Source organism: Paenibacillus sp. Mc5Re-14 (assembly GCF_001049835.1).
GTDB lineage: Bacteria > Bacillota > Bacilli > Paenibacillales > Paenibacillaceae > Paenibacillus > Paenibacillus polymyxa_C.
Window position 1 is genome coordinate 564,787 of record NZ_CVPD01000001.1, and the last position, 21,350, is coordinate 586,136.

The following is a 21,350-nucleotide window of genomic DNA, read 5'->3' on the forward strand; positions in this document are numbered from 1 at the left end:
AGCCCCCAAAGTCACCTTATTTTTTTGAAAGTGCTTCTATTTTACACTCCAACTCTCGTTCACTGAGCATGCCGATTATAATTTCTCGTACCCGTCCATGGTCATCAATCGTTACATGAGTCGGAAAAGCCACTCCTCCAAATTGTTCAAACAACGCTCCTTGTTCATCCAGTAATATGGGAAATCGGAGGGCTAAAGAACGGGAAAACTTCTGCACATCCTCCAATCGATCATAGCGAGTTACATTGATGCCATACACATCTACATCATGTTTGTATTTACTATACAATTCATTCAGCATGGGGGCTTCTAATCGGCACGGATCGCACCATGAAGCCCAAAAACTAATGATCATCGCTTTATTCCGCGGAGCCCCTACATCGTAGGACTTGCCGTTTAACCCCTTTAAAATCATAGAAGGAAGCTGTTGCCCAGGTTTGATTCTTTTTATTACCTCTGCTGCTGCTGATTCAGCCCCTACATTCTTCTCAACATCAAGCTCTTTCTCACCTTTATATTTTTCTTCCAGTGGTGCATTTTCCACAGGCAGGCTTGCTGAATAAACTGTGTTTGCAATAATCCCCCATGAAGACCCAACCATAACCAGCACAATTATCGCTCTGATGAAAAGAAATCTTTTCACAGTCTTATCACCTGTCTTTCATCTAAATGATCTTCATCCTTCCCATAGGATGCCCCTACGATTCCCACCTCTAACCTTCTAAATCTGAACAGGACACAAAAAAAACAGCAAACCCACGAAAATCGCGAACTTGCCGTTATGATGTGGTGTCAGATACTATACCTTGTACTGAATCAGGCATGACTCAAATGCGCGTAGACATCTGCCAAATTGGTCACATTACGCTTCAGCATTTCCTGAACATACGCCACCCAAAGCTTAGCCGTCATCTTCGCATCCTCTAACGCATGATGCCGCCCTTCAATCGGAATGGATTGATAGGCCAGCAATTCATCCAAACTATAGGTTTGATGTTGCTGTGGCTCCAGCCATTTGGCGAGCATCATTGTGTCTAGTACACGGTGAGTTAACTGAACTTTAGATGTTTTCCATAACGCAGCATTTAAAAAGGCCTTATCATGAGCGCTAGCATGCGCTACAAGCACCCGCCCACCTACAAAGGACATAAAGTCATGTAGTCCATTCATAAGCGGCGGAGCTCCATCCGTCATTTCCCGGGTAATCCCAGTTAGCCGAGTAATCTGTTCAGGAATCTCGGTCCGCGGATTGACAAGCGTATAAAACTGCTCTTTTTCCATAATCACATCCCCGACTACCCGAATCGCTCCGAACGATAAAATCTCATCTCCATGCTGTGCCGAAAATCCCGTTGTCTCCAGATCAAAAACTACCGTCTCCAAACGCTCCAGTGGGGTACGCAATACTTCAGAACGCCGTTGTTCCCGCGTTAAGGACCGAATAAACGCCATCTGCTGAGCCGTAGGAGCCCCCATTACAGATGCGATTGCCGACGGCACTCCTCCTCTGCGGAGGGCACTCCAGAAGCCACCTCCCTGCGCTGGTTCCTTCATGACCTTCTCCCTTCCATAAATCGCAACTGCCTTTGCAACGCACGATGCAGCCGTCGTACTGTTGAAAGAGCCTCGCGCAGCTCATGCCAGCCTTTACCTTGCTTCAACGGCTTGACAGCCAGATAGCCATTACTGATCAGCAACCCGTCCTTCTCCCTCGCCGGAGTAGCCATTCGAAGCTGAAGTGCGATCCGAAAGGCTCGCTCGCAAGCATCGAGTAAAGGCAACGGTGCCGCTTCAAGTGATGCGAGACGCCTGAGTCTTTTTAGGGTGGAAGTTTCCTCTACACCATGTTGCAATGCCAAAAAACGGACGGCGTTCACCAATGGAATGTATAACCCGTATTTCACATCAAAATCGCCTGCATGCTCACCGAACCGCTCGGTAACGATCTGACCTAAAATATTAAGTGTCGCTTTATGCCTTACCGTGTTCCTAAGTACCGCTGAAGGTAGGTCGGGTTGTTTACGGAACAACTTATAAAAGCTTTGCTTCCATTCCACAGACAATTGCTCGTCGCCTGCGATATGTCTCATGTCAGACGAGATAATGAGATATCGAATCGGCTCCCAGGCAAAATCTTCCGACCATTTTGATAGCTGTTCTTGCCATCCAGTCAATGTATGGCGCCACAATGGCTCTGAGCACATCACTTTCCCCTCGCATTTGGGATATCCCAAATGCTCTAGCATTGCAGAGAGTCTGCGACCAAACTCGCTAAAATACAATTCTTTATCAGCAGACACAAGGTCACTGATAATCATACCGTTATCCTGGTCACTCCACAGCGTCGATTCCGAGCGCCCCATGCTACCGAAGGCTATAAATGCGTAAGGGACGGGAGGAGGGCCGAAGCCATCCTCAACCATCCCTTTTTCGCACATTTGTACCGCTCTGGCCGCGATGCGGTCATGCATTTCATTCGCCGTTCGTAACCAGTCTGATAACGGAGCGGAGGCTTGGGAAGCCAGCAGCCATTTCTGGGAATCGACCCTGGCCTGCCTTAACGAGTCAGGTGTGTCTGCATGATCAATCGCTTCGGCGGAACTCATCCAAGGGGCCATATTTTGCAGTTCCATACTTCCATCTCCTCCGCTCATCCATACTGGCTCTTTATATTTTACATATTAGCTGACAACTCCAGAACGCTTTTCAGCTTCGGTAACTAACTTCATTTGCTCTGGATAGCCGTACGTACCGTGTTCACTGATATCGAGTCCCATCGTTTCTTCCTCTTCCGTAACGCGAATACCCATAATTGCTTTCATCGCACCCAGAATAATGAAGGAAATGACGAATACGAATGCCAAAGTACCAATCAGTCCAAGCAGCTGTACTCCTAATTGTGTAAAACCACCACCATAGAACAGACCCGCTTGACCTACACCTGTTATTTTTGCAAGCTCAGGAGTAGCGAAAAACCCTGTGGATACCGCGCCCCACATCCCCGCAACACCATGTACGGAGAAAGCATATACCGGGTCATCTACTCTCGCACGCTCAAACCATTGCGCTGTGAAGAAAGTGACGATCCCTGCAACTGCGCCAATAACCAATGCCGCCCAAGGTGCTACAAAGGCACAAGAACCCGTAATGGCAACCAAGGCTGCCAGCACACCGTTTAGCATAGCAGGAATATCTGCTTTTCCGTATACCATCCAAGATACGAGCAAAGCGAAAACTCCGCCTGCCGCAGCAGCAATATTTGTAGTCAGGGCTACATATCCAAAGAATCCGTCATTCATAGCAGAAACAGCACTACCTGGGTTAAATCCAAACCAGCCAAACCAGAGAATAATAACACCCAGGATAGAGTACACCTGATTATGACCAGGGATAATGTTCGGCTTGCCATCTTTATTAAACTTGCCCAGACGCGGTTTGAGCAGCAGCGTAGCGACGAGTGCCGCCGTAGCACCTGTCAGATGGACCACTGTTGAACCAGCGTAATCTTGCATTCCCAACTTGCCAAGCCAGCCGCCGCCCCATACCCAGTGAGCTACAACTGGATAGATCACGATGGAGAACAAAATACCGAAAATAATGTATACACTTAATTTTGCACGCTCTGCCATCCCTCCGCATGCGATCGAAAGCGAAACCGCAGCAAAAGCAAAGTGAAACAAAAACATAATCGTAATCGGAACATCCAAACCTGAAAGAGTATCAAACGATGCAGCAGCATCTGTCCCACTCATGAAGAAACCCGTCAGTCCCATAAATCCGTTACCGCCGTCATTGCCAAAACCGAATCCAAATCCGAGGGCCCAGAAGGACAAAGCCGCAACACCCGTCGTGAGAATCGTTTTACCAGCGACATGACCCGCGTTCTTCATTCGTGTCGAGCCTGCCTCTAGCAATGCAAATCCCGCTTGCATGAAAAATACAAGTATAAATGCCAAGAACGTAAATGCCGTGTTTAGCCCAGCTTGAAGTTGAATATTTGTCGGCCCGTCAGCAGCGAACGCACCTACCGGAAAAGCTAGAACCGTCAGCATGGCCAATAATACAACTAACCACTTTTTTCTCATGGAGACCACTCCTCGAATGTTAAGTTTCTTTACATTTCGTGAAATTCTTATTGTCATTATAATCAGAATACATGAAAGTTGACAAGATTTTTTTTATTATGTTAAAAAAATGAGCTTACAAACCTGACATGTCACATTTACTAACCATAAAGGTAGCTTGTTTGAGCCCGACAAAAGCATAACGTTTGACTGTATGGTTGAGGATCATGTAAAATATCCTTTATAAACACTCGGTTTAAAATGCTAATATTGAAGGTTGAACGAAGAGCGCGAGGTGAAGACAGATGGGGATATGAAGCTATATCGAATTGGCGAGCTAGCCAAAGCGGCTGGTGTCAGCGAACGAACGATTGATTATTACACTAAACTCGGTTTGATCACACCTGAAGAACGATCATTGAAAAATTATCGCCTTTATAATGGTGAAACGTTAAACAGGCTTGAACGTATTAACCAAATGAAACAAGAGAAGTATAGCCTTGAGGAAATCAGACAGACTCTGATTAAATGGAACTCGGTTGCAGGAGAAGAGCACGTCACTGACAAACTAACGAGTCTAGAAATGCATATGCAGCGTCTAGAACGTGAAGTCAATGAACTACAGCCTCTTCTCGGACAGCTCAAGCCCGTCCAAGCTCGCAAGCTGCTTACTGGTCTGTTGCCACAAAGCGCTGCTTGTATTGAGGCTTTGAAGTATCTGTTGGAGCATAGTTCTATGATGTAGATACCCAGGCTAGTAGTATGAACAATAATGGAGGGTTGCTTTATGATGGGTATGTATATATTGATTATTCTTGCGTTCGGATTATCCTTATGGGCGCAATTTCGTGTAAAAGGTACGTTTAACAAATGGTCTGATGTCCCCAATGAAAATGGGCTGACTGGTTACGATGCAGCTCGGCACATGCTGGATCGTAATGGCTTACATGATGTACCTATTGAGCCAGTACCCGGCGCGCTATCTGACCATTATGATCCGATACAACGAGTGGTGCGCTTGTCCGAGCCTGTTTATTATGAAAAATCCATTTCTGCGGTTGCTGTGGCTTGCCATGAAGTCGGTCATGCCATCCAACATAAAGAGCATTATCCTATGCTGGCACTTCGCCACCGGATCTTTCCAATCGTAAACTTTGCTTCCGGGATTGCACCGTTTCTGCTGATTGCTGGTTTCTTATTTAGCTTTACGAACCTGATCGGTTTGGGTATTATCTTCTTCTCGGCTACTGTTGCTTTTCAATTAATCACATTGCCAGTTGAGTTTAATGCTTCTAATCGCGCACGGGAAATTATGGTTTCTGAAGGATTTATCCTTAATGATGAAGAACGTGGTGTAGCCAAAGTTTTGAATGCTGCTGCATTGACGTATGTGGCCGCAGCTCTCGTTTCCTTGCTGGAACTGATCCGCCTAATTGGCATCTTTAATAGCCGGGATTAATCACTTGTATTGCAAAAAAAGGTTGTTCCTCCACCAGGGACTGACCCCCGTTTGTGAGACAGGGATCAAAACACCTTCCAAGTTTAAGCAGCCAGTTGTCGGAAATGAACCGGCGACTGGTTGTTTAGTTTTGTTTGAATGCGAATTGAGTTATAGTAAAGGATGTACTCTCGAACGGTCTGCTCGACGATTGCCGTCGTCGTACAGGTTAAACCTTCGAGGTAGAACGTTTCAGACTTTAGTGTGGAATGAAACGATTCGATGGGGGCATTATCAGCAGGCGTTCCCTTACGGGACATGCTCATGGTAATGCCTTTTCCTTTTACCGCTTCCTGGTAGGCCAAGGATGTGTAGACGCTGCCTTGATCGCTATGAAGTATTGCACCTGGTAGAGATGGCAACTGACCAAGGGTATCGAGCACAAATGCGGTGTCCTGCTTGTCAGCTATACTGTATGCCACAATCTCTCCGTTAAACAAGTCTAAAATACTCGACAGATACAACATTCTTCCTCCAAATGGCAAATACGTAATGTCCGTTACAAGTTTTTGCATAGGCGTATCTGCTTCAAACTGTCGCTTTAGTAGATGCTCCGCGATATGAATGGGTTGCCCAGTAGGTTTCCGTTTCTTCGCTTTGACACGACATTGCAGCCCTTCACGCTGCATAATCCGTTGCACGCGTTTGTGGTTTACCGTATACTCCCTCCGAAGCAAGGCGGTGATTTTCCGGTATCCATAACGATATTTATGCTGGATACAGAGTTCACGGATTTTCTCTACCAAGTGATCCTCAAGTTTGCTCGCATACTCCGCCTTCCAGCGATAGTACGTGGCGCGAGAGATTCCTATCCATGCACAAGCTTGCTTCACACTCACTTCCCCTCGGATCGACTCTATCCACTCCATTACGATCTTTGACGATACCTCCTCTCCAGTACCCTGTACTTTTTTAGCAACTCTAGTTGTTGTCTCAAAAACCTGTTCTCAGCCTGGACCTTCTCCAATTCCGAAGTGTATTCGGGCCCTTTGCCGTAGCTGTATTGTTTACCTACAGGCTGCTCTAAACGGTTCTGCTCGCCATTACGGTACCATCTCATCCAAGTTTCCACTTGTGTCTTGTTTCGTATGTTTAATTGCTCCATGATTTCTTTGACCGGTATACCAGCCATTCTCATTTCAATCGCCTTCATTTTAACCTCTAATGGATAACTGACTCTTGTTGCCAACGAAAAAACACCTCCAAGGTTGTCTCCATATCTTACGACATGGTTGCATTCTCTTGAAGGTGTTTTGATTTGTCTCACGTTAAGGGGTCAGTCCCACCAAGACGGTTGAGGAACAACCTTTTTTATTGATCTTAAACCAATACACTATACTTAATTGTCTCAATCTGCTTTTGCCGTTTTGTTCGAAGTAGCAGCGTTACCATGAAGGCCAAAATATTGCAATAAAAAACTTCGGAACGATTTAGCAACCAATGGAAGTTTGTCATCTCTACGATGAATCAAGCCAATCGTTCGCGTCACCTCTGGGTCAACAATCGATACCCTTGCAGGTTGAAGCGGGTTAGTCTGAAACAGCGCCATTTCAGGCAGAAGACTAACCCCCATACCCGCAGCTACTAAACCGCGAATCGTATCTGTCTCTTCACCTTCAAAAGCAATATCCGGCGTAAATCCAGCCTCCAGGCAGGCCTGCCAGACAATCGGACGTAACGAATATCCATCCCTGAACAAGATGAATTTTTCACCTTTAAGCTGGCTTAATGTGATGTGTTCAGCTGAAGCCAAAGGGTGATTAGGTGGGAGAACCGCAAATAACTCCTCGGTTAACACCACATCCCCCTCGACATGGTCATGTCGATCTGGAAAAGGAGATACAAAAGCCAAATCCACCTCACCCGCTAACACATCACGAATTAAACTTGGGTACATTCCTTGTTTAAATCTGAATTTAACATTGGGATACCGCTTACGGAATTCAGCCACCACTGTAGGAATAAGATGAATCCCCAAACTGTGCGGAAAACCGATACGGATTTCGCCCCCCTCAGGGTCCAAAAACTCATGCACTTCCAAAACAGCCCGCTCCAGATCTTTTATGATCGTTTCCACCCGTTTGCAAAATAGCTGTCCCACTGGCGTAAGTTGCAGATTGCGACCCTTTTGCATAAAAAGATTAACTCCCAGCTCCTCTTCAAGCTGGTGAATTTGCCGACTTACCGCAGATTGCGCCACATGCAACTCCTCAGCTGCCTGAGTGACATGTTCTTTTTGCGCTACTTTCATGAAGTATTGCAACTGTCGTAATTCCACTCCGATATTCGCTCCAATCTGTTTTTCAACATACGAAAGAAGATGTTCATCGAACATCATCCTCTTTCTTACCCAGATAACTTACGATAAAGCTGTCTTTAGTGACGTTTGCGTTGACCAGTCAATCTAATCAATAATCCATACATGAAGAACCCACTGAGCAAGCCCCCAAAGTGAGCGGTCCAGTTAATGTTCGCTACAGCAAAAGAAAACAGAATACCAAACCCAAGCAGCGTGTACAGCGTTTTGCGCGAAGCATCATCCATCAAGGAACGTTGGAACAAGGCAACGTACAGAAACGCCCCATAGATCCCATAAATCGCTCCTGAGGCTCCTACAGAGACTGTCGTTTCTGCCACCATGTTGTAATGCGCAATGGACAGTATGTTCCCTACAACACCCGTGACCAGATACAACAACACATATCTTAAGGACCCGAGCAAACGCTCCAGCGGAGGAGCGAATACAAGTATTGCAAAGGAATTAAACAAAAGATGATCAAACCCTGCATGTAAAAACATAGCTGACACATACCGCCACAGCTGGTCAGTGAATGGCGCCTCATTAATCAAAGCCCCATACCGGATCAGCGTCAAACTATTTTCTGATCCACCTTGCACGGTCAGTACAATAAACATCACAATATTGATAAGCAAAATCAGACAGGTTACCGGGTAAAACCGCAAATAACTTTTCCAGTTCTCATAACGTAAAAAAATCAAGGCAATCCTTCCTTCATGGGGTGTCTCCACCTTATTCAAATTGGACAATGTCTTTTATAAAAGATTATAATAGATTTCGGCAACGATAACCAATGCCAAAAACCAAAGGAGGCTATTACATATGGCACAAGAACGTACAGGAGTTGCTACTTTTAAAGGCAATCCTTTGACTCTCATAGGTCCTGAACTGAAAATTGGAGATCAGGCGCCTGATTTCAAATTACAGAAAGACTTATTGGAAGCAGCTACGCTTCAAGACTTTGCAGGTAAAGTCAAACTGATTAGCGTTGTCCCTTCTCTAGATACAGGCGTGTGTGACGCACAGACTCGACGTTTCAACCAGGAAGCAGATTCCTTGGGGGACCAAGTTGTGGTCCTGACGGTTAGCGTGGATCTGCCTTTCGCCCAAGCTCGTTGGTGCGGTGCGGCTGGTATCGATCGCGTATTGACACTGTCCGACTATAAGGATCATTCCTTTGGTGAAGCTTATGGTGTATTCATTAAGGAATTCCATTTGGATCATAGAGCTATTTTTGTCATTGATCAAAATGACAAAATCGCTTACGTAGAATACTTGAGCGAGATGGCCGAGCATCCTGACTATGACCAGGCGATCGCAGCCGTAAAAAAACTCGTCTAAATCAAGATCGAATATTAAAAAAGCGAGTGAAGGATGGCCTTCCTCGCTTTTTTGATGTTTGTCTACCACATCACTACTCCCATACAACCTGCTATTACTGTACAACCTTATAAGCGGACAGCTTCTTGTCGATCATAGCGAACAGTTGCAAAATAATGCGGTAATTCGCACCCAAGTCTCCTAACGATCCGCGTGAAGCAGAATAAATATCCACCGCACTTCGAACTGGCGAGACAGATAAAATTGAAACGGTAATGTCGACGGTTCTGCCGAACGCCGTTCGCTTCTCCAACGTAATCTCACCTACGGATGATACCTCATGGAGTACCTTGTAGCCAGGAATCTTTTTCATGATAGATGATACTTCTTCCCAAGCCTTGTCTCTCGATAAGTTATAATAGCGTGTCTTCATTTGGGGGTCCTTGACCCGGTCGCTTGTACCTTCTTGGCTGCGCACAATCCCTACCAGAGTCCTCTTCAACGACAAGACATTTCCTCCTTCACGATAATCGCTACCTAATCATACGACACATCGGCTTCCTCTGCTGCAAGCGCTTTATAAAATACGATAAACAACCGAAAATGAGTCCGATCATGCCTTTGGTATGCGACCTTAGTACCTCATGTCTTAGTTTAACATTGTTGCATACAAAAAACACCCTGTTTCTGCATAAGCAGTACCAGAGTGTGTTCATTACATTATGGAGTACCCGCCGATGCCGTCCGACCAAAGCGTCTTCTGAACCTGCTTTAGCAGGTGGGTGACCGCAGAATAAACTTTTGAAGTCCCCTTGTCAGCAATTGACAGGGCTTTTCAGCTATTCATTCGTATAGATCTCCCTAGACATTGTCATTGGTTCAAAACAACAAATGACCGTAACGTGCATCGCAGGATGTGACCTTATTATAGCGCTTCTCACTCAAAAAGTAAATGCTAGGAGAAATATGTTTTATTTTTAGAGGTTATCACTTTTTTTGTCTTCCATGCTTGCCTTTTCCTCGTCTTTCTGTTTCATCTTCTCCATTTGATCCTGCATTTTGAGGAAGGTTCCGTAAAAATTAAAAAAAGCGAACCAGGCAACTACACTGCCGATGAAAAATAAGAAAAGCACGGGATATTTAACTCCAATGTATATAACAACGGCGCTGCCGAGCATGGTGGAAAATACACGGAATGGTCGAATCAGCGTCAATAAAACTGCATTCTTAATAATTTGTCCGGTAGACATATGATAGTGAACTACCATCGAAAAGAAGTTAAACATAGACACAAGCAAAATAATAATGAGGATCAGCATGATGACGCCCACGATTTGCAAGTTGCTGAGCTGTGTCATATATACAGTGTAATCCACATACATAACGACAAACAATAGCGTGTAAAAGATACCCCCAATCAGACTCTGCTTATAGTTCTCTTTATATCCTTTAAAGAAGGTACGAAACACGCCTGTATCGGTATCGCCCATCACCCATTTGCGAACCACTGCGAACAAAGCCGATGTTGCTGGAAATAAAGTAAGCGGTGCCAAAATCGCCATCGCCCAGTTCATTTGTAACGATTCATTCGCCAGATTCTGATTCATAACAAGTAATTTCAGTATGAGGCAGAATACAAAAGGCGATGAACATAACACCCACAACAAATTGCTAGCCGCCAGCCGGGTAATCCACTCGGTTAGGCGGTAAATCCCCCCATAGCTCCTTTAAATTCCAATGTTAGTCTCTCCCTCCGCAAGCCTTGGCAGTTCCAAGACTTATGTTGCTATGCCTGTTAATTCCGGCTCTTGACTATATCATACCGTATTTCAGCCCAAAAGCGCCAGTGAAATCCATACGTGGTCCATTAAAGCTGATCCCATAAATTTCATACATACTGATCAAAAAAAGCCGAAGCTAACATTAGCTTCGACTTTTTATTCATTTATTTCTTATTATTCAGAAGAGGAATCTTCACGTCTTGCAGGACGGCGAGTTTCGCCATTGCTGCTCGGGCGTGGTTTGCGATCTCCACTATAGCGGCTTCCGGAATCACGGTTGTAGCCACCGCCTTCTTTGCCACGGTTGTAACCACCGTAGCCACCTTTACTGCCGCTACCGCCACGGTTGGAATTATACCCACCGTTGCTGCGTCCACTATAGTTGGAAGGCTTGCGTCCGCCAGAACGCACGTCAGGTTTACGACGTTTTGCACGGATCGGATCTTCTGGAGTCAACTCAATAGATGCCTCTCTCTTCTCACCAGTCATCAGCTTCAGAGCTGCGGAGAGGAGTTGAACAGAGTCATATTGCTCCAGCATTTGAATAGCCAAACCTTTGTACTCGTTCAGCTCGCCTTTTTCTACAACTTCTAGAAGACGTTCTGCTATGATACGTTGTTTGCCTTCCAGAGCTTCTGCCAACGTTGGAAGAGGCTTACGTGGAATGCGGTGACGAGTTACACGTTCAATGAAGTGCAAATGGTCAATTTCACGAGGCGTTACGAATGACCAAGCTTCCCCTTCTTTACCTGCACGTCCAGTACGTCCGATACGGTGAACATAGCTCTCCGGATCTTGCGGGAGGTCAAAGTTCACAACGTGAGTTACGCCGGAAACGTCCAAACCACGGGCAGCAACGTCAGTCGCTACGAGCACGTCAATACTTCCGTCACGGAATTTACGCATAACAGCATCACGCTGATTTTGAGACAAGTCACCATGCAAACCATCTGCGGAATAACCACGTTTTTGCAGAGCTTCAGCCAGCTCGTCTACCCGGCGCTTAGTGCGACCGAATACGATAGCAAGTTCTGGGGATTCCATATCGATCAAACGGCTTAATGCTTCGAATTTTTGACGCTCAGGAACTTCAATATAGGCCTGATCAATCAGCGGAGCGCTAACTTGTTTAGGAATAACGGATACATGCTCAGGATCTTTAAGGAATTGCTCAGCCAATCTTTTAATGTTAGGAGGCATTGTAGCCGAGAACAGCATCGTTTGACGCTCGTCCGGAACCTGCTTCAGAATGGACTGAATATCTTCCATGAAGCCCATATCCAGCATTTCATCTGCTTCATCCAAAACAACGGTGTTTACGTCTTCTAGCTTAATGGTTTTACGATTAATGTGATCGAGCAAACGTCCTGGTGTACCAATAATAATTTGAGGTTTCTTTTTCAAAGCGCGAATCTGGCGTACGATATCTTGTCCACCATAGATCGGCAAAGTGCGAAGACCTTTAAAGCGGGAGAGTTTTTCGATTTCTTCAGCCACTTGAATAGCAAGCTCACGTGTTGGAGCCATAATCAGGGCTCTGATTTTTTCATCGTTTTTAGAAATTTTATTGATCATCGGAATACCAAACGCAGCAGTTTTACCAGTACCTGTTTGGGCTTGACCAATCATGTCTTTCCCTTGCAATGCAATCGGGATGGATTTGGATTGAATAGGTGTTGCTTCTTCGAACCCCAGCTCCGTAATCGCCTGAATTACCTTCGGTTCAAGATCAAATTCTGCAAATGTCGTCAAATTTATTCAAACTCCTTCATAATGGTGGATGTGGTGGACAATCCACAATGTTGTCTGTATTCTTAAGTAGCGATATTATTGTATAAGTTTTCCCCAATACAGTGATAGTTTATTTAACTCTATAACTGCATCTTTTTGTAATGAATTCGGGGAACCCTATCCGATACATCTTAAACGAATTTACCCTTTTTAAAACAGTTTAAATTTTAAGTGTTTCTCTGGACATAGGTCCCTACTCAAGAATATCCACATCGCATTATAGCACAGAACAATTCATGAATACCAGTAAGTTGCTTTCTGTATAATTAAAATGAGGTGAAAAAAAGTTGTTAAAAAAAGTGTTAAACTGCTTAACTGTTATTCTTGGAGCCGCTGCCATAGCATGCGGTTTTAATCTGTTTCTCGTCCCACATCACTTGCTGAGCGGGGGAGTAGCCGGACTTTCCATGCTAATTGGCTATTTCACAAAATTCGATATCAGCACCATGTATTTTATCATCAATATCCCGATGCTTATTGCAGGCTGGTTTATTTTAGGCAAACGTTTTATTAGTCTGAGCATTCTGTCGGTTATCGTTACCACGTGGATTTTGGCTTGGGTACCTGTACATTCTGTTGTGTCTGATCCCCTGCTGGCCTCTGTCTTTGGAGGGGTCATGGTAGGCATTGGAGCGGGAATTTCTTTTCGGGTAGGAGGGTCTACAGGCGGTTTTGACATTATCGGTTCTATCGTTACCACTTATCGGGACTTCCCCGTCGGAACTGTACTTGTGGGCATGAATGGACTAGTCATTCTGGCAGCAGGATATTTGAACGATGACTGGAATATTGCACTCGCTTCCATGTTATCCATTTTTGTGACTGGTAAAGTGTTGGATCAAATCTATGTAAGTCATACGAAGATCACCGTTTACATCATTACAGAGCACACTGACAAGCTACTCAGCCGAATGTTAACAACGCCACGAGGTGTCAGCAAAATAAAAATTGAAGGTGCATTTTCACATACTGAAAAGGACATGCTGATGACTGTTACGACACGCTACGAGCTTGTTGAATTAAAACGTATCATTAAGGAAGTAGACCCTTCTGCTTTTGTCAATATTGTGGAAACGGTTGGAGTAATGGGTTCATTTCGCCGAAGATAAGCACAAACCCAAGTGTCAAAATGAAGCTTTTGTGGTACACTATATGTGCGCTGTTCCCATAGTATATAAAGACCAGCTTTACCTGCTATTTCACAGGCACTTTGCTTTTCCGAATCGTATTGAATGATTCTTTTGGAATGATTCCGAGCAGGAAAGGGTGATTTTTGTGGAAATGGAAACGGTAAAACTGTCCGACATTGTCTTAAGATGGTACCCGGAAATGCTCCCTTCTCTCAAAAAGAATGAGCTAAACTCGATGATTGTGCTTCGAGACGGGTTGTCCATACTCAAGCCAACGGATGCGCTTGAAATTATTCAGTACAGTATTTGTGAGCACCAAGACAATAACTATCTTCAATAAATCTTTTTTGCCAAATGCCGCTTCTTCCGGTTGTATCCACAACCGTGAAGAGAGCGGCATTATTTATGCCTATTTACGGATTCATCGAGCGATAGTTAGGTTAATCATGTAAGACTATGCCTGATGATGCCAGTATTGGTTACAAGCGTGTTGTTTTTTCTATCCATAACTTTACGTATAATCAGGTAAGCGCCATACATAAGGGAGAGAGTTAGGAAATGAATATGATTTGGGCAATTATGCTATTCGCAATGGGAATAGGCGGAAATGGGGACTCGTCAGCCAACGCTCCAAATGTAAAAGATACGGTGGCAACGACAATCAGCAGCGCCATGATCCAGGCACAACACAGTAATTTAAAGGTAGATGCCTCCAATCCGCCGGTTAAAATTGACCCACAGCCGACCACGCCAGCGATTAAAGGCATCTATGTCACAGCCTATAGCGCAGGCGGTTCACGTATGACCCAGCTACTCGAATTGCTGGACAAGACAGAGCTCAATTCCATGGTTATCGATATTAAGGACGATGCAGGTTACATCACGTATCCAACGACCAACCCCGAGCTTCTGAAATTGGGCAAGCCACAAAAATTCATTAAGGATATTTTCGGCTTGATGGACCGTTTGAAAAAACATAATGTTTATCCGATTGCTCGTATTGTTGTATTTAAAGATACGGTACTGGCCAACAAAAATCCTGAGATGTCCTTCCGCAATGCTGACGGCTCTGTTTGGAAAAACGGCAAAGGAGATGGGTTCGTCAATCCCTATAATAAAGAAGTATGGGATTATAATATCGCCATTGCCAAGGAAGCAGCAAAACTCGGTTTTAAGGAAATCCAATTTGACTATGTACGTTTCCCTGAGGGCTTTGAAAAAAGAGCAGACAAACTGAAATATACCAAATCAGACCAATCCCGCTCGGATACGGTCGCTGAATTCGTACAATATGCCCGCAAAGAACTTGCTCCACTAGGTGTGAGGGTATCGGTAGATATTTTCGGATATGCCGCATCCGTTCCTGCTGCCGAGGGAATCGGACAGGATTTCACTAAAATCTCTGAAAATGTGGATGTCATTTCACCGATGGTTTATCCAAGTCACTACACAACAGGCTGGTTCGGTGTAAAGGACCCCGATAAAAACCCCTACCAAACGATCAAAGGCTCCATGGCCGATACACACAAAAAACTCAATCCTACAGGCAAGCTAAAGCCAATTATTCGCCCTTGGATTCAGGATTTTACCGCAAGTTGGTTAGGAAGCGGACATTATGCCAAATATGGGAAAACACAAGTCGAGGACCAAATTCGCGCGCTTAAGGACATGAAGGTGGACGAATATTTACTCTGGAATGCCACTAACCGTTATACAAGCGGAGTAACTTATAAATAATTATTTCTCTGGACTTCTTTTTGTATAAGAATTTTAGAACTTATATCAAATATATCGAAGACTGCCCCGTTGTTTGACGAACGGATGCAGTCTTTTTTATTGCTGTTCAATTGTTGTAGTATCCCTTACAATAAAATTTACATGTTATGATATATACAAATAATAAACCCAAGTAAATGAGGAAAACAAAAATGCAATTGACTCTAACAATGGGTCAGAAATGGAAGCAGCTTTTTTACATTTTGCTTCCTATTCTGATTACCCAGCTTGCACTATCTGCCATGACTTTTTTTGATACTAATATGTCGGGGCACTTTTCCCCTGCTGATCTGGCTGGAGTAGCTATCGGAGTAAGCCTGTGGGTTCCTGTACAAACAGGCCTTAATGGGATACTTATGGCTATTACCCCTATTGTATCGCAATTGCTAGGAGCACAGCGTAAAGATAAGGTCTCCTACTATGTCATTCAGGCTCTTTGGCTATCTCTCGCCCTATCCATCGTCGTCTTGATAGCCGGGATCATTTTGGTAAAGCCTATATTAAACAGTATGAATCTGGAATTGAGAGTTCATAATGTGGCTCTGTACTACCTTTGTGCGATGGCCTTCGGTGTTGTTCCTCTATTTGCCTATACCGTGCTTCGCAGCTTTATGGATGCATTGGGACAAACCCGTTTTACGATGTTAATCACACTCATGTCATTGCCCATCAATGTTTTATTGAACTATCTACTTATTTATGGTAACTGGGGTTTTCCACGTTTGGGGGGTGTAGGCTCCGGGGTAGCAACAGCTACTACCTACTGGATTATTATGCTGGTCGCTGGTATTACTGCTCATCGGGGAAAAATATTTGCCGAATACCGAATCTTTAGCAAAATATACGGGATTGCGGCTAGTGCTCTGAAAGAGCTTATCAAGATCGGGGTACCTATTGGATTTGCTATATTTTTTGAGACTGCCGTCTTTTCAGCTGTCACGCTCTTCATGAGCAGCTATAACACGGCTACCATAGCCGCTCATCAGGCTGCCATGAACTTTGCATCTACGCTGTATATGATTCCACTCAGTATTTGCATGGCACTTACGATTCTGGTCGGCTATGAAACAGGAGCTGCCCGTCCACGAGATGCCAAAACTTATAGTGTAATGGGCATTAGCAGCGCAGTAGGTCTATCATTGATTACAGCTATTGTACTGCTCATCTGGGGTGAACAGGTCGCTCGGCTTTACTCTACCGACCTGCAGGTCATTCAATTAGCCCAGCATTTTTTAATCTATGCGATTTTCTTTCAGATCTCTGATGCTGTCGCTACACCAACACAAGGTGCACTACGTGGGTATAAAGATGTCAATCCGGCGTTTTTACTCACCTTCCTGTCCTATTGGGTTATTGGGCTTCCTGTAGGGTATATACTCGCACGCTGGACCACATGGGGGCCTTACGGCTATTGGATTGGCTTGATAACAGGCCTGGCCGTAGGTGCTATTTTACTTCTCTGGCGTTTGGTAAGAGTGCAGCATCGTTTTGCACAACAAAAACAACACGCAGAGACTAATTAGTCTTTGCGTGTCTCGATGACATATGCTGTACCAGCAGTTATTCGTTTTTTCTCTACGATAGCCACTTCCTTTAGCTCGGGGGGATATAAAAAGTGCCTCTCCACATGTTGATCCATTTCCTCAAATGCCTGTTCTTCATTCTCAGCAGCAAGAATGACGGTCAGAGCTCCTTCCGAGCTGTCCACTTCCATTTTGAATAAATACATGTATGATTACCTCCTGGCCCTATTCAATGCTAAAAAAATAGCGGATGACTCAGGTCATCCGCATAATTTTAATTTTTCCCCATGTCAGAACCGATCTACTAAAGGTAAAGGTTCTTATTATTGGGACAAACGCAGAGCCAACTCATAAAGCTCCATGTTGAAATCTTTTTTGGTATTTACAACCTTGTCAATATCTGTAGCTACCAGCTTACCATCGATCGTTCCGCAAGCTTTGTCAGATACACCCTCAATCAATTGACGAACAGCAAAGTCACCCAAACGGCTTGCGAGGTTACGGTCAAACGCAGTTGGTGTACCTCCACGTTGAATGTGTCCAAGCACTGTAACACGAGGCTCATAATCCGGACAATTTTCTTGGATTACTTTTGCTACTGTTTCGCCTTTGCCTACACCCTCAGCAACGATAATGATACTGTGGCGTTTACCATGTTTGAAGTTTTGTTTCATCCGATCGGATACTTCATTCAGATCAAATTCCACCTCAGGTACCAAGATCGTTTCTGCACCGGAAGCCAGACCTGCATGGAGAGCAATATCGCCACAATGACGTCCCATAACTTCCACAATGGAAGAACGTTCATGGGAAGACATCGTATCACGCAGCTTGTTGATTGCGTCCACTACAATACTAACCGCCGTATCAAAACCAATAGTGTAGTCTGTGAAGGAAATATCATTGTCAATCGTTCCTGGAAGACACATGGTTTTAATGCCTTGCTTGGTCAGCTTGTTAGCTCCTTGGTAAGAACCGTCGCCACCAATTACGACTACGCCGTCAATTCCACGATTACGCAAAATTTCAGCGCCACGTTTCTGGCCTTCTTCAGTCGTAAATTCCAGGCATCTTGCAGATTGAAGTACAGTACCCCCACGTTGGATAATATCTCCGACGCTTCTCAGGTCCATTGGAAAAATATCGTCGTTCAAAAGACCTTGATATCCGCGTTGGATCCCGAATACTTCGAGTCCGAAATACAATCCGCTACGCACAACGGCGCGAACTGCCGCGTTCATCCCTTGTGAATCTCCACCACTTGTTAATACTGCAATTTTCTTAACTGCTGTCATGATTTATGACCTCCTCAAAATAATCATATAAGCCTTCTTATCCATCGACTGTTTAATAAGAAAAACAAACGCATGAGCGGACTATTTTTCATTAAACGTCTCGAAACAGCGCGAACATCCTGCTGCTCACTAACTTTAGGGTCGGATAAATATAAAGCCAGCAATCCCTCGATAATCATCCGGTGAAAGGAGCTGGCAGGGACATCTGCAATATCAGCCCGCGCCCGATTCACAACGTAGGCGATCCGGTCCAGCATCATGTCGGCATCTTCATAATAATTGCAAAAGTTAAGATCTCCGCCCTTCCGGTCTTCGTCTTGATCGATTAGATAATCCAGCAAAATATGAAGACTGCACACATGTGGAAAATACGATGCATGTATTGAGGCAGCCCCCGCATCTGTGAGATGCCGGTCGCTGGCAGCAAGAAACAGCATAAAGACCCCCAGGGTTGAGCCAGTAGCCGCAGCAAACTCGTTCCAGCGCAGCTCGGGTGTACGGTCCTTATGAATCGACCACCAGTCCAAAAGCGCTTGTTCCCGCAGCTCGGGTTTAATATGCTTGTATACTTGCAAATCCGTGTATAATCGCGCCAAATCCTGAACGTAAGGCATTGCCGCCTCATAGCCCGGAAGCCTGCTTACACAAGACTGACAGGTTGTCACCAGCCCGGTCAAATAACCGCCATCCTCCTGCTCACGACGCAACTCATAATAATTCACTGGCCTAGCCGCCGGATTAACCGCATCCAGCATAGACTGATGCAGCAACCTAAAATCATCCGGGTCCATCGACGTACTGCGATCACACAGGTTGTCCAGATAATCGCTAATCGTCTGGTACGCCACAATCAACGGAATTAGCGTCTGCCGGTCAGACATATTGGCTGCAGCATAAACCGCTCCCCCCACGCAGTGAAACGTCTTCTCTGCTATGCTCGCAAGCGCCTGGCTTCTCAGCTCAGGGTCCGGAATCTGTTCGGCCTTGCTCTTCCAGTTACTCAATTCTTGTTTCGTTTCAGGGAGAATGTGCTTGTACATTCGGCTCATTAGACCTATGGGGCCTCTCGGTACTTGATAACGTCCTTGCTCAACATAACTCAAATGACGGTGCCTCCACATTGTTGTCTACGTAATTATACCTATCCAAACCATATTCATTATAATATGATCGACCTTTTAGCACAAATGAACAACCTCACTTTTTTCTTTCATTTTCAAGAAAAATGAGTTCTTCTCACAAAAACGCTTTGTACCTGTGCTACTGAATCAATCAAAAATAGGAGTTTAACAAGATTCACCCTTATAAGACTTTAATCGCAAATAGTAGAAATGTCCTACCTAGCCCTTGTCCTCTGCCAACTTCATGCCTTGGTTGCCCTCTCCCATGCTAGCCTGCTTCCATTTCCCGAAAAGGTAGTAGAAAATAACTGCAACGGCGGAGATCGTAAAACCAACAGGAAAGCTCCACCATACAGCATCTAGACCATACTTATCGACAAATGCATAGGCCAAAGGTATACGAATGCCCCATAATGAAATAATGGTAATTAAAAGCGGTACCATTACAGAGCCTGTAGATCGAACAACGCCTGTAATGACATTGGTAATACCGAATATAACAAAAGACCACAACGTGATCAGATTAATCTGCATACCCAGTTCCAATGCCCCTCCCGTAGAAGGGAGAAACATCAGCAAGGCTTGACGGTTAAACACGTAAATGAGTACCACAGCCCCACCAGTCAATACAAAATTATATACAATCCCAATCCAGGTTGTCCTGCGTACTCGATCCCAGCGTCCGGCTCCGATATTTTGAGCGGCGAAGGAAGATACAGCTGCACCTAATGCCATGGCCGGCATCTGCACATAGCTGGACAAATTGTTAGCTGCTGTATAGGCTGCCGCTGCGACTGTCCCGTAACCGTTGATCAGATTCATTAAAGCAATCGCACTGGTAGAGACAGCAATCATTTGCAGTCCCATCGGAACTCCCTTACGAATAAGAGTCCAAATAATCTTCCAATCAAATCGAAGTAAGTGAAGCTCTGAAGATGTAATGCGCAGAAAATATTTTACACGATATAGGTAAATGAGAATCAACACAAAGCTGATCCCTTGAGCAATCAGGGTAGCTGCGGCAGAGCCTCCGATGCCCATAGCAGGAATCGGTCCCCATCCGAATATGAGTAGTGGGTTAAGTAATACATCCAGTACGACGGAAACGAGCAGAAAATAAAATGGTGTTTTGGAATCTCCAGCCCCTCTCATTACGGTCATGATGTAGTTATAGCCGTACAAAAAGGGCATACCCGCGAAAATAATGCGTGTATAGGTGATCGCCATATCGACTGATTCGGCAGGCGTATTGAGCACATGAAGAATCCAAGGTGAGCCCAAAAAACCAATAATACCTATAGCAAAAGCGAGCACCAGGAAAAAGACAGCGCTTGTACCTACTACACGCTTCGTTTCCGCTATGTCACCCGCTCCGATATTTTGTCCGATCAGAATAGTGGCCGCCATAGTGACCCCAAAAATCGAACTGATCAGAAAGAACATTATAATATTTCCGTTCGAAGCGGCAGTCAACGCAGCTTCTCCCAGAAACTTCCCAACCCAGATTGAATTAATCGTTCCATTCAAGGATTGCAGAATATTTCCGAACAGCATCGGCAAAGAGAACATAAACAGTGTTTTGGCAATGGGGCCTTCAATCAGGGAAGGATTACAATTAGCCTCTGCTGCACTCATTTTCTCAACTCCTTTCAACTTACAATAACTCATATTTAGTTTTATTACGTATAATACCCTATTCCAGCTCAATCTTCTCATTTCACAAACGTTTTTACGCAAAAAAGCGCAGCTCCT

Annotated in this window: 20 protein-coding genes, 1 other RNA gene and 1 pseudogene; 7 read left to right on the top strand and 15 right to left on the bottom strand. The window is 44.7% G+C overall.

The genetic code is table 11. The annotated features are described in order from the left end of the window. Positions 1 to 16: 16 nt before the first annotated feature. The 4 genes from BN1546_RS02490 to BN1546_RS02505 all read right to left on the bottom strand — a co-directional run bounded on the left by BN1546_RS02490 (position 17) and on the right by BN1546_RS02505 (position 4,085). A complete protein-coding gene (locus BN1546_RS02490) occupies positions 17 to 643 on the bottom strand; it encodes a TlpA family protein disulfide reductase (protein ID WP_090735804.1) in 627 nt (208 codons plus the stop codon). Positions 644 to 816: 173 nt separating this feature from the next. Continuing rightward, positions 817 to 1,554, bottom strand: coding sequence for an exonuclease domain-containing protein (locus BN1546_RS02495; protein ID WP_019686911.1), 738 nt, complete (start codon positions 1,552 to 1,554; stop codon positions 817 to 819). Beyond that, entirely contained in the window at positions 1,551 to 2,633 is a 1,083-nt protein-coding gene (locus tag BN1546_RS02500) for a DUF294 nucleotidyltransferase-like domain-containing protein (RefSeq protein WP_090735807.1), read from the bottom strand. The genes BN1546_RS02495 and BN1546_RS02500 overlap by 4 nt, the downstream gene beginning before the upstream one ends. A gap of 48 nt (positions 2,634 to 2,681) precedes the next feature. Beyond that, positions 2,682 to 4,085, bottom strand: coding sequence for an ammonium transporter (locus tag BN1546_RS02505; RefSeq protein ID WP_025676966.1), 1,404 nt, complete (start codon positions 4,083 to 4,085; stop codon positions 2,682 to 2,684). 292 nt (positions 4,086 to 4,377) lie between these two features. Between BN1546_RS02505 and BN1546_RS02515 the strand changes: the two genes are divergently transcribed. Both BN1546_RS02515 and BN1546_RS02520 read left to right on the top strand, forming a co-directional pair. Further along, positions 4,378 to 4,809, top strand: coding sequence for a MerR family transcriptional regulator (locus tag BN1546_RS02515; protein ID WP_043886097.1), 432 nt, complete (start codon positions 4,378 to 4,380; stop codon positions 4,807 to 4,809). 42 nt (positions 4,810 to 4,851) lie between these two features. Continuing rightward, positions 4,852 to 5,523: a zinc metallopeptidase gene (locus tag BN1546_RS02520; protein ID WP_090735809.1), complete on the top strand. Its 672-nt coding sequence runs from the start codon at positions 4,852 to 4,854 to the stop codon at positions 5,521 to 5,523. A gap of 83 nt (positions 5,524 to 5,606) precedes the next feature. Here the strand turns inward: BN1546_RS02520 and BN1546_RS02525 are convergent. The 3 genes from BN1546_RS02525 to BN1546_RS02535 form a co-directional block, all read right to left on the bottom strand. Continuing rightward, positions 5,607 to 6,751 (bottom strand): IS3 family transposase gene (locus BN1546_RS02525; RefSeq protein WP_090735812.1). Its coding sequence is split into 2 segments (ribosomal slippage): positions 5,607 to 6,478 and positions 6,478 to 6,751, totalling 1,146 coding nucleotides; the frame shifts between segments, so codons are not numbered across the junction. Positions 6,752 to 6,910: 159 nt separating this feature from the next. Then, positions 6,911 to 7,840 carry a LysR family transcriptional regulator gene (locus BN1546_RS02530; RefSeq protein ID WP_058710359.1) on the bottom strand — a complete coding sequence of 310 codons (930 nt, stop codon included), beginning with the start codon at positions 7,838 to 7,840 and terminating at the stop codon, positions 6,911 to 6,913. Between the two features lie 98 nt (positions 7,841 to 7,938). Further along, the gene (locus tag BN1546_RS02535; RefSeq protein ID WP_013370496.1) at positions 7,939 to 8,562 is read right to left on the bottom strand and encodes a rhomboid family intramembrane serine protease; all 624 of its coding nucleotides are present in this window, start codon (positions 8,560 to 8,562) and stop codon (positions 7,939 to 7,941) included. Between the two features lie 121 nt (positions 8,563 to 8,683). On the opposite strand from BN1546_RS02535, the gene tpx reads away from it, so the two are divergent. Beyond that, complete coding sequence (gene tpx / locus BN1546_RS02540; protein WP_013370495.1) at positions 8,684 to 9,202, top strand: thiol peroxidase; 519 nt, start codon at positions 8,684 to 8,686, stop codon at positions 9,200 to 9,202. A gap of 94 nt (positions 9,203 to 9,296) precedes the next feature. Here tpx and BN1546_RS02545 read toward each other — a convergent pair whose 3' ends face one another. The 4 genes and pseudogenes from BN1546_RS02545 to BN1546_RS02560 form a co-directional block, all read right to left on the bottom strand. Further along, a complete protein-coding gene (locus BN1546_RS02545; protein WP_013370494.1) occupies positions 9,297 to 9,689 on the bottom strand; it encodes a DUF1499 domain-containing protein in 393 nt (130 codons plus the stop codon). 216 nt (positions 9,690 to 9,905) lie between these two features. Beyond that, positions 9,906 to 10,100, bottom strand: a non-coding RNA gene (ssrS, locus tag BN1546_RS02550) — 6S RNA. A gap of 58 nt (positions 10,101 to 10,158) precedes the next feature. Further along, positions 10,159 to 10,919 (bottom strand): annotated as a pseudogene (locus tag BN1546_RS02555) (YesL family protein). Positions 10,920 to 11,136: 217 nt separating this feature from the next. Then, positions 11,137 to 12,714 carry a degradosome RNA helicase CshA gene (locus tag BN1546_RS02560; RefSeq protein ID WP_013370492.1) on the bottom strand — a complete coding sequence of 526 codons (1,578 nt, stop codon included), beginning with the start codon at positions 12,712 to 12,714 and terminating at the stop codon, positions 11,137 to 11,139. A 326-nt stretch (positions 12,715 to 13,040) separates the two neighbouring features. On the opposite strand from BN1546_RS02560, the gene BN1546_RS02565 reads away from it, so the two are divergent. The 4 genes from BN1546_RS02565 to BN1546_RS02580 all read left to right on the top strand — a co-directional run bounded on the left by BN1546_RS02565 (position 13,041) and on the right by BN1546_RS02580 (position 17,182). Further along, the gene (locus BN1546_RS02565) at positions 13,041 to 13,862 is read left to right on the top strand and encodes a YitT family protein (protein WP_013370491.1); all 822 of its coding nucleotides are present in this window, start codon (positions 13,041 to 13,043) and stop codon (positions 13,860 to 13,862) included. A 172-nt stretch (positions 13,863 to 14,034) separates the two neighbouring features. After that, positions 14,035 to 14,223, top strand: coding sequence for a hypothetical protein (locus BN1546_RS02570; RefSeq protein WP_014599634.1), 189 nt, complete (start codon positions 14,035 to 14,037; stop codon positions 14,221 to 14,223). Between the two features lie 218 nt (positions 14,224 to 14,441). After that, positions 14,442 to 15,620 carry a putative glycoside hydrolase gene (locus BN1546_RS02575; RefSeq protein ID WP_058829399.1) on the top strand — a complete coding sequence of 393 codons (1,179 nt, stop codon included), beginning with the start codon at positions 14,442 to 14,444 and terminating at the stop codon, positions 15,618 to 15,620. Positions 15,621 to 15,811: 191 nt separating this feature from the next. Continuing rightward, the gene (locus BN1546_RS02580; RefSeq protein ID WP_013370488.1) at positions 15,812 to 17,182 is read left to right on the top strand and encodes an MATE family efflux transporter; all 1,371 of its coding nucleotides are present in this window, start codon (positions 15,812 to 15,814) and stop codon (positions 17,180 to 17,182) included. Here BN1546_RS02580 and BN1546_RS02585 read toward each other — a convergent pair. The 4 genes from BN1546_RS02585 to BN1546_RS02600 form a co-directional block, all read right to left on the bottom strand. Next, complete coding sequence (locus tag BN1546_RS02585) at positions 17,179 to 17,388, bottom strand: DUF3906 family protein (protein WP_040101660.1); 210 nt, start codon at positions 17,386 to 17,388, stop codon at positions 17,179 to 17,181. The genes BN1546_RS02580 and BN1546_RS02585 overlap by 4 nt on opposite strands. A gap of 117 nt (positions 17,389 to 17,505) precedes the next feature. Continuing rightward, positions 17,506 to 18,477, bottom strand: a complete 972-nt coding sequence (pfkA, locus tag BN1546_RS02590; RefSeq protein ID WP_013370486.1) for a 6-phosphofructokinase — start codon at positions 18,475 to 18,477, stop codon at positions 17,506 to 17,508. A 23-nt stretch (positions 18,478 to 18,500) separates the two neighbouring features. Beyond that, positions 18,501 to 19,580, bottom strand: a complete 1,080-nt coding sequence (locus BN1546_RS02595) for a tetraprenyl-beta-curcumene synthase family protein (protein ID WP_014599633.1) — start codon at positions 19,578 to 19,580, stop codon at positions 18,501 to 18,503. A 237-nt stretch (positions 19,581 to 19,817) separates the two neighbouring features. Continuing rightward, positions 19,818 to 21,233: an MATE family efflux transporter gene (locus BN1546_RS02600; RefSeq protein WP_058829398.1), complete on the bottom strand. Its 1,416-nt coding sequence runs from the start codon at positions 21,231 to 21,233 to the stop codon at positions 19,818 to 19,820. Between the last annotated feature and the right edge of the window lie 117 nt (positions 21,234 to 21,350).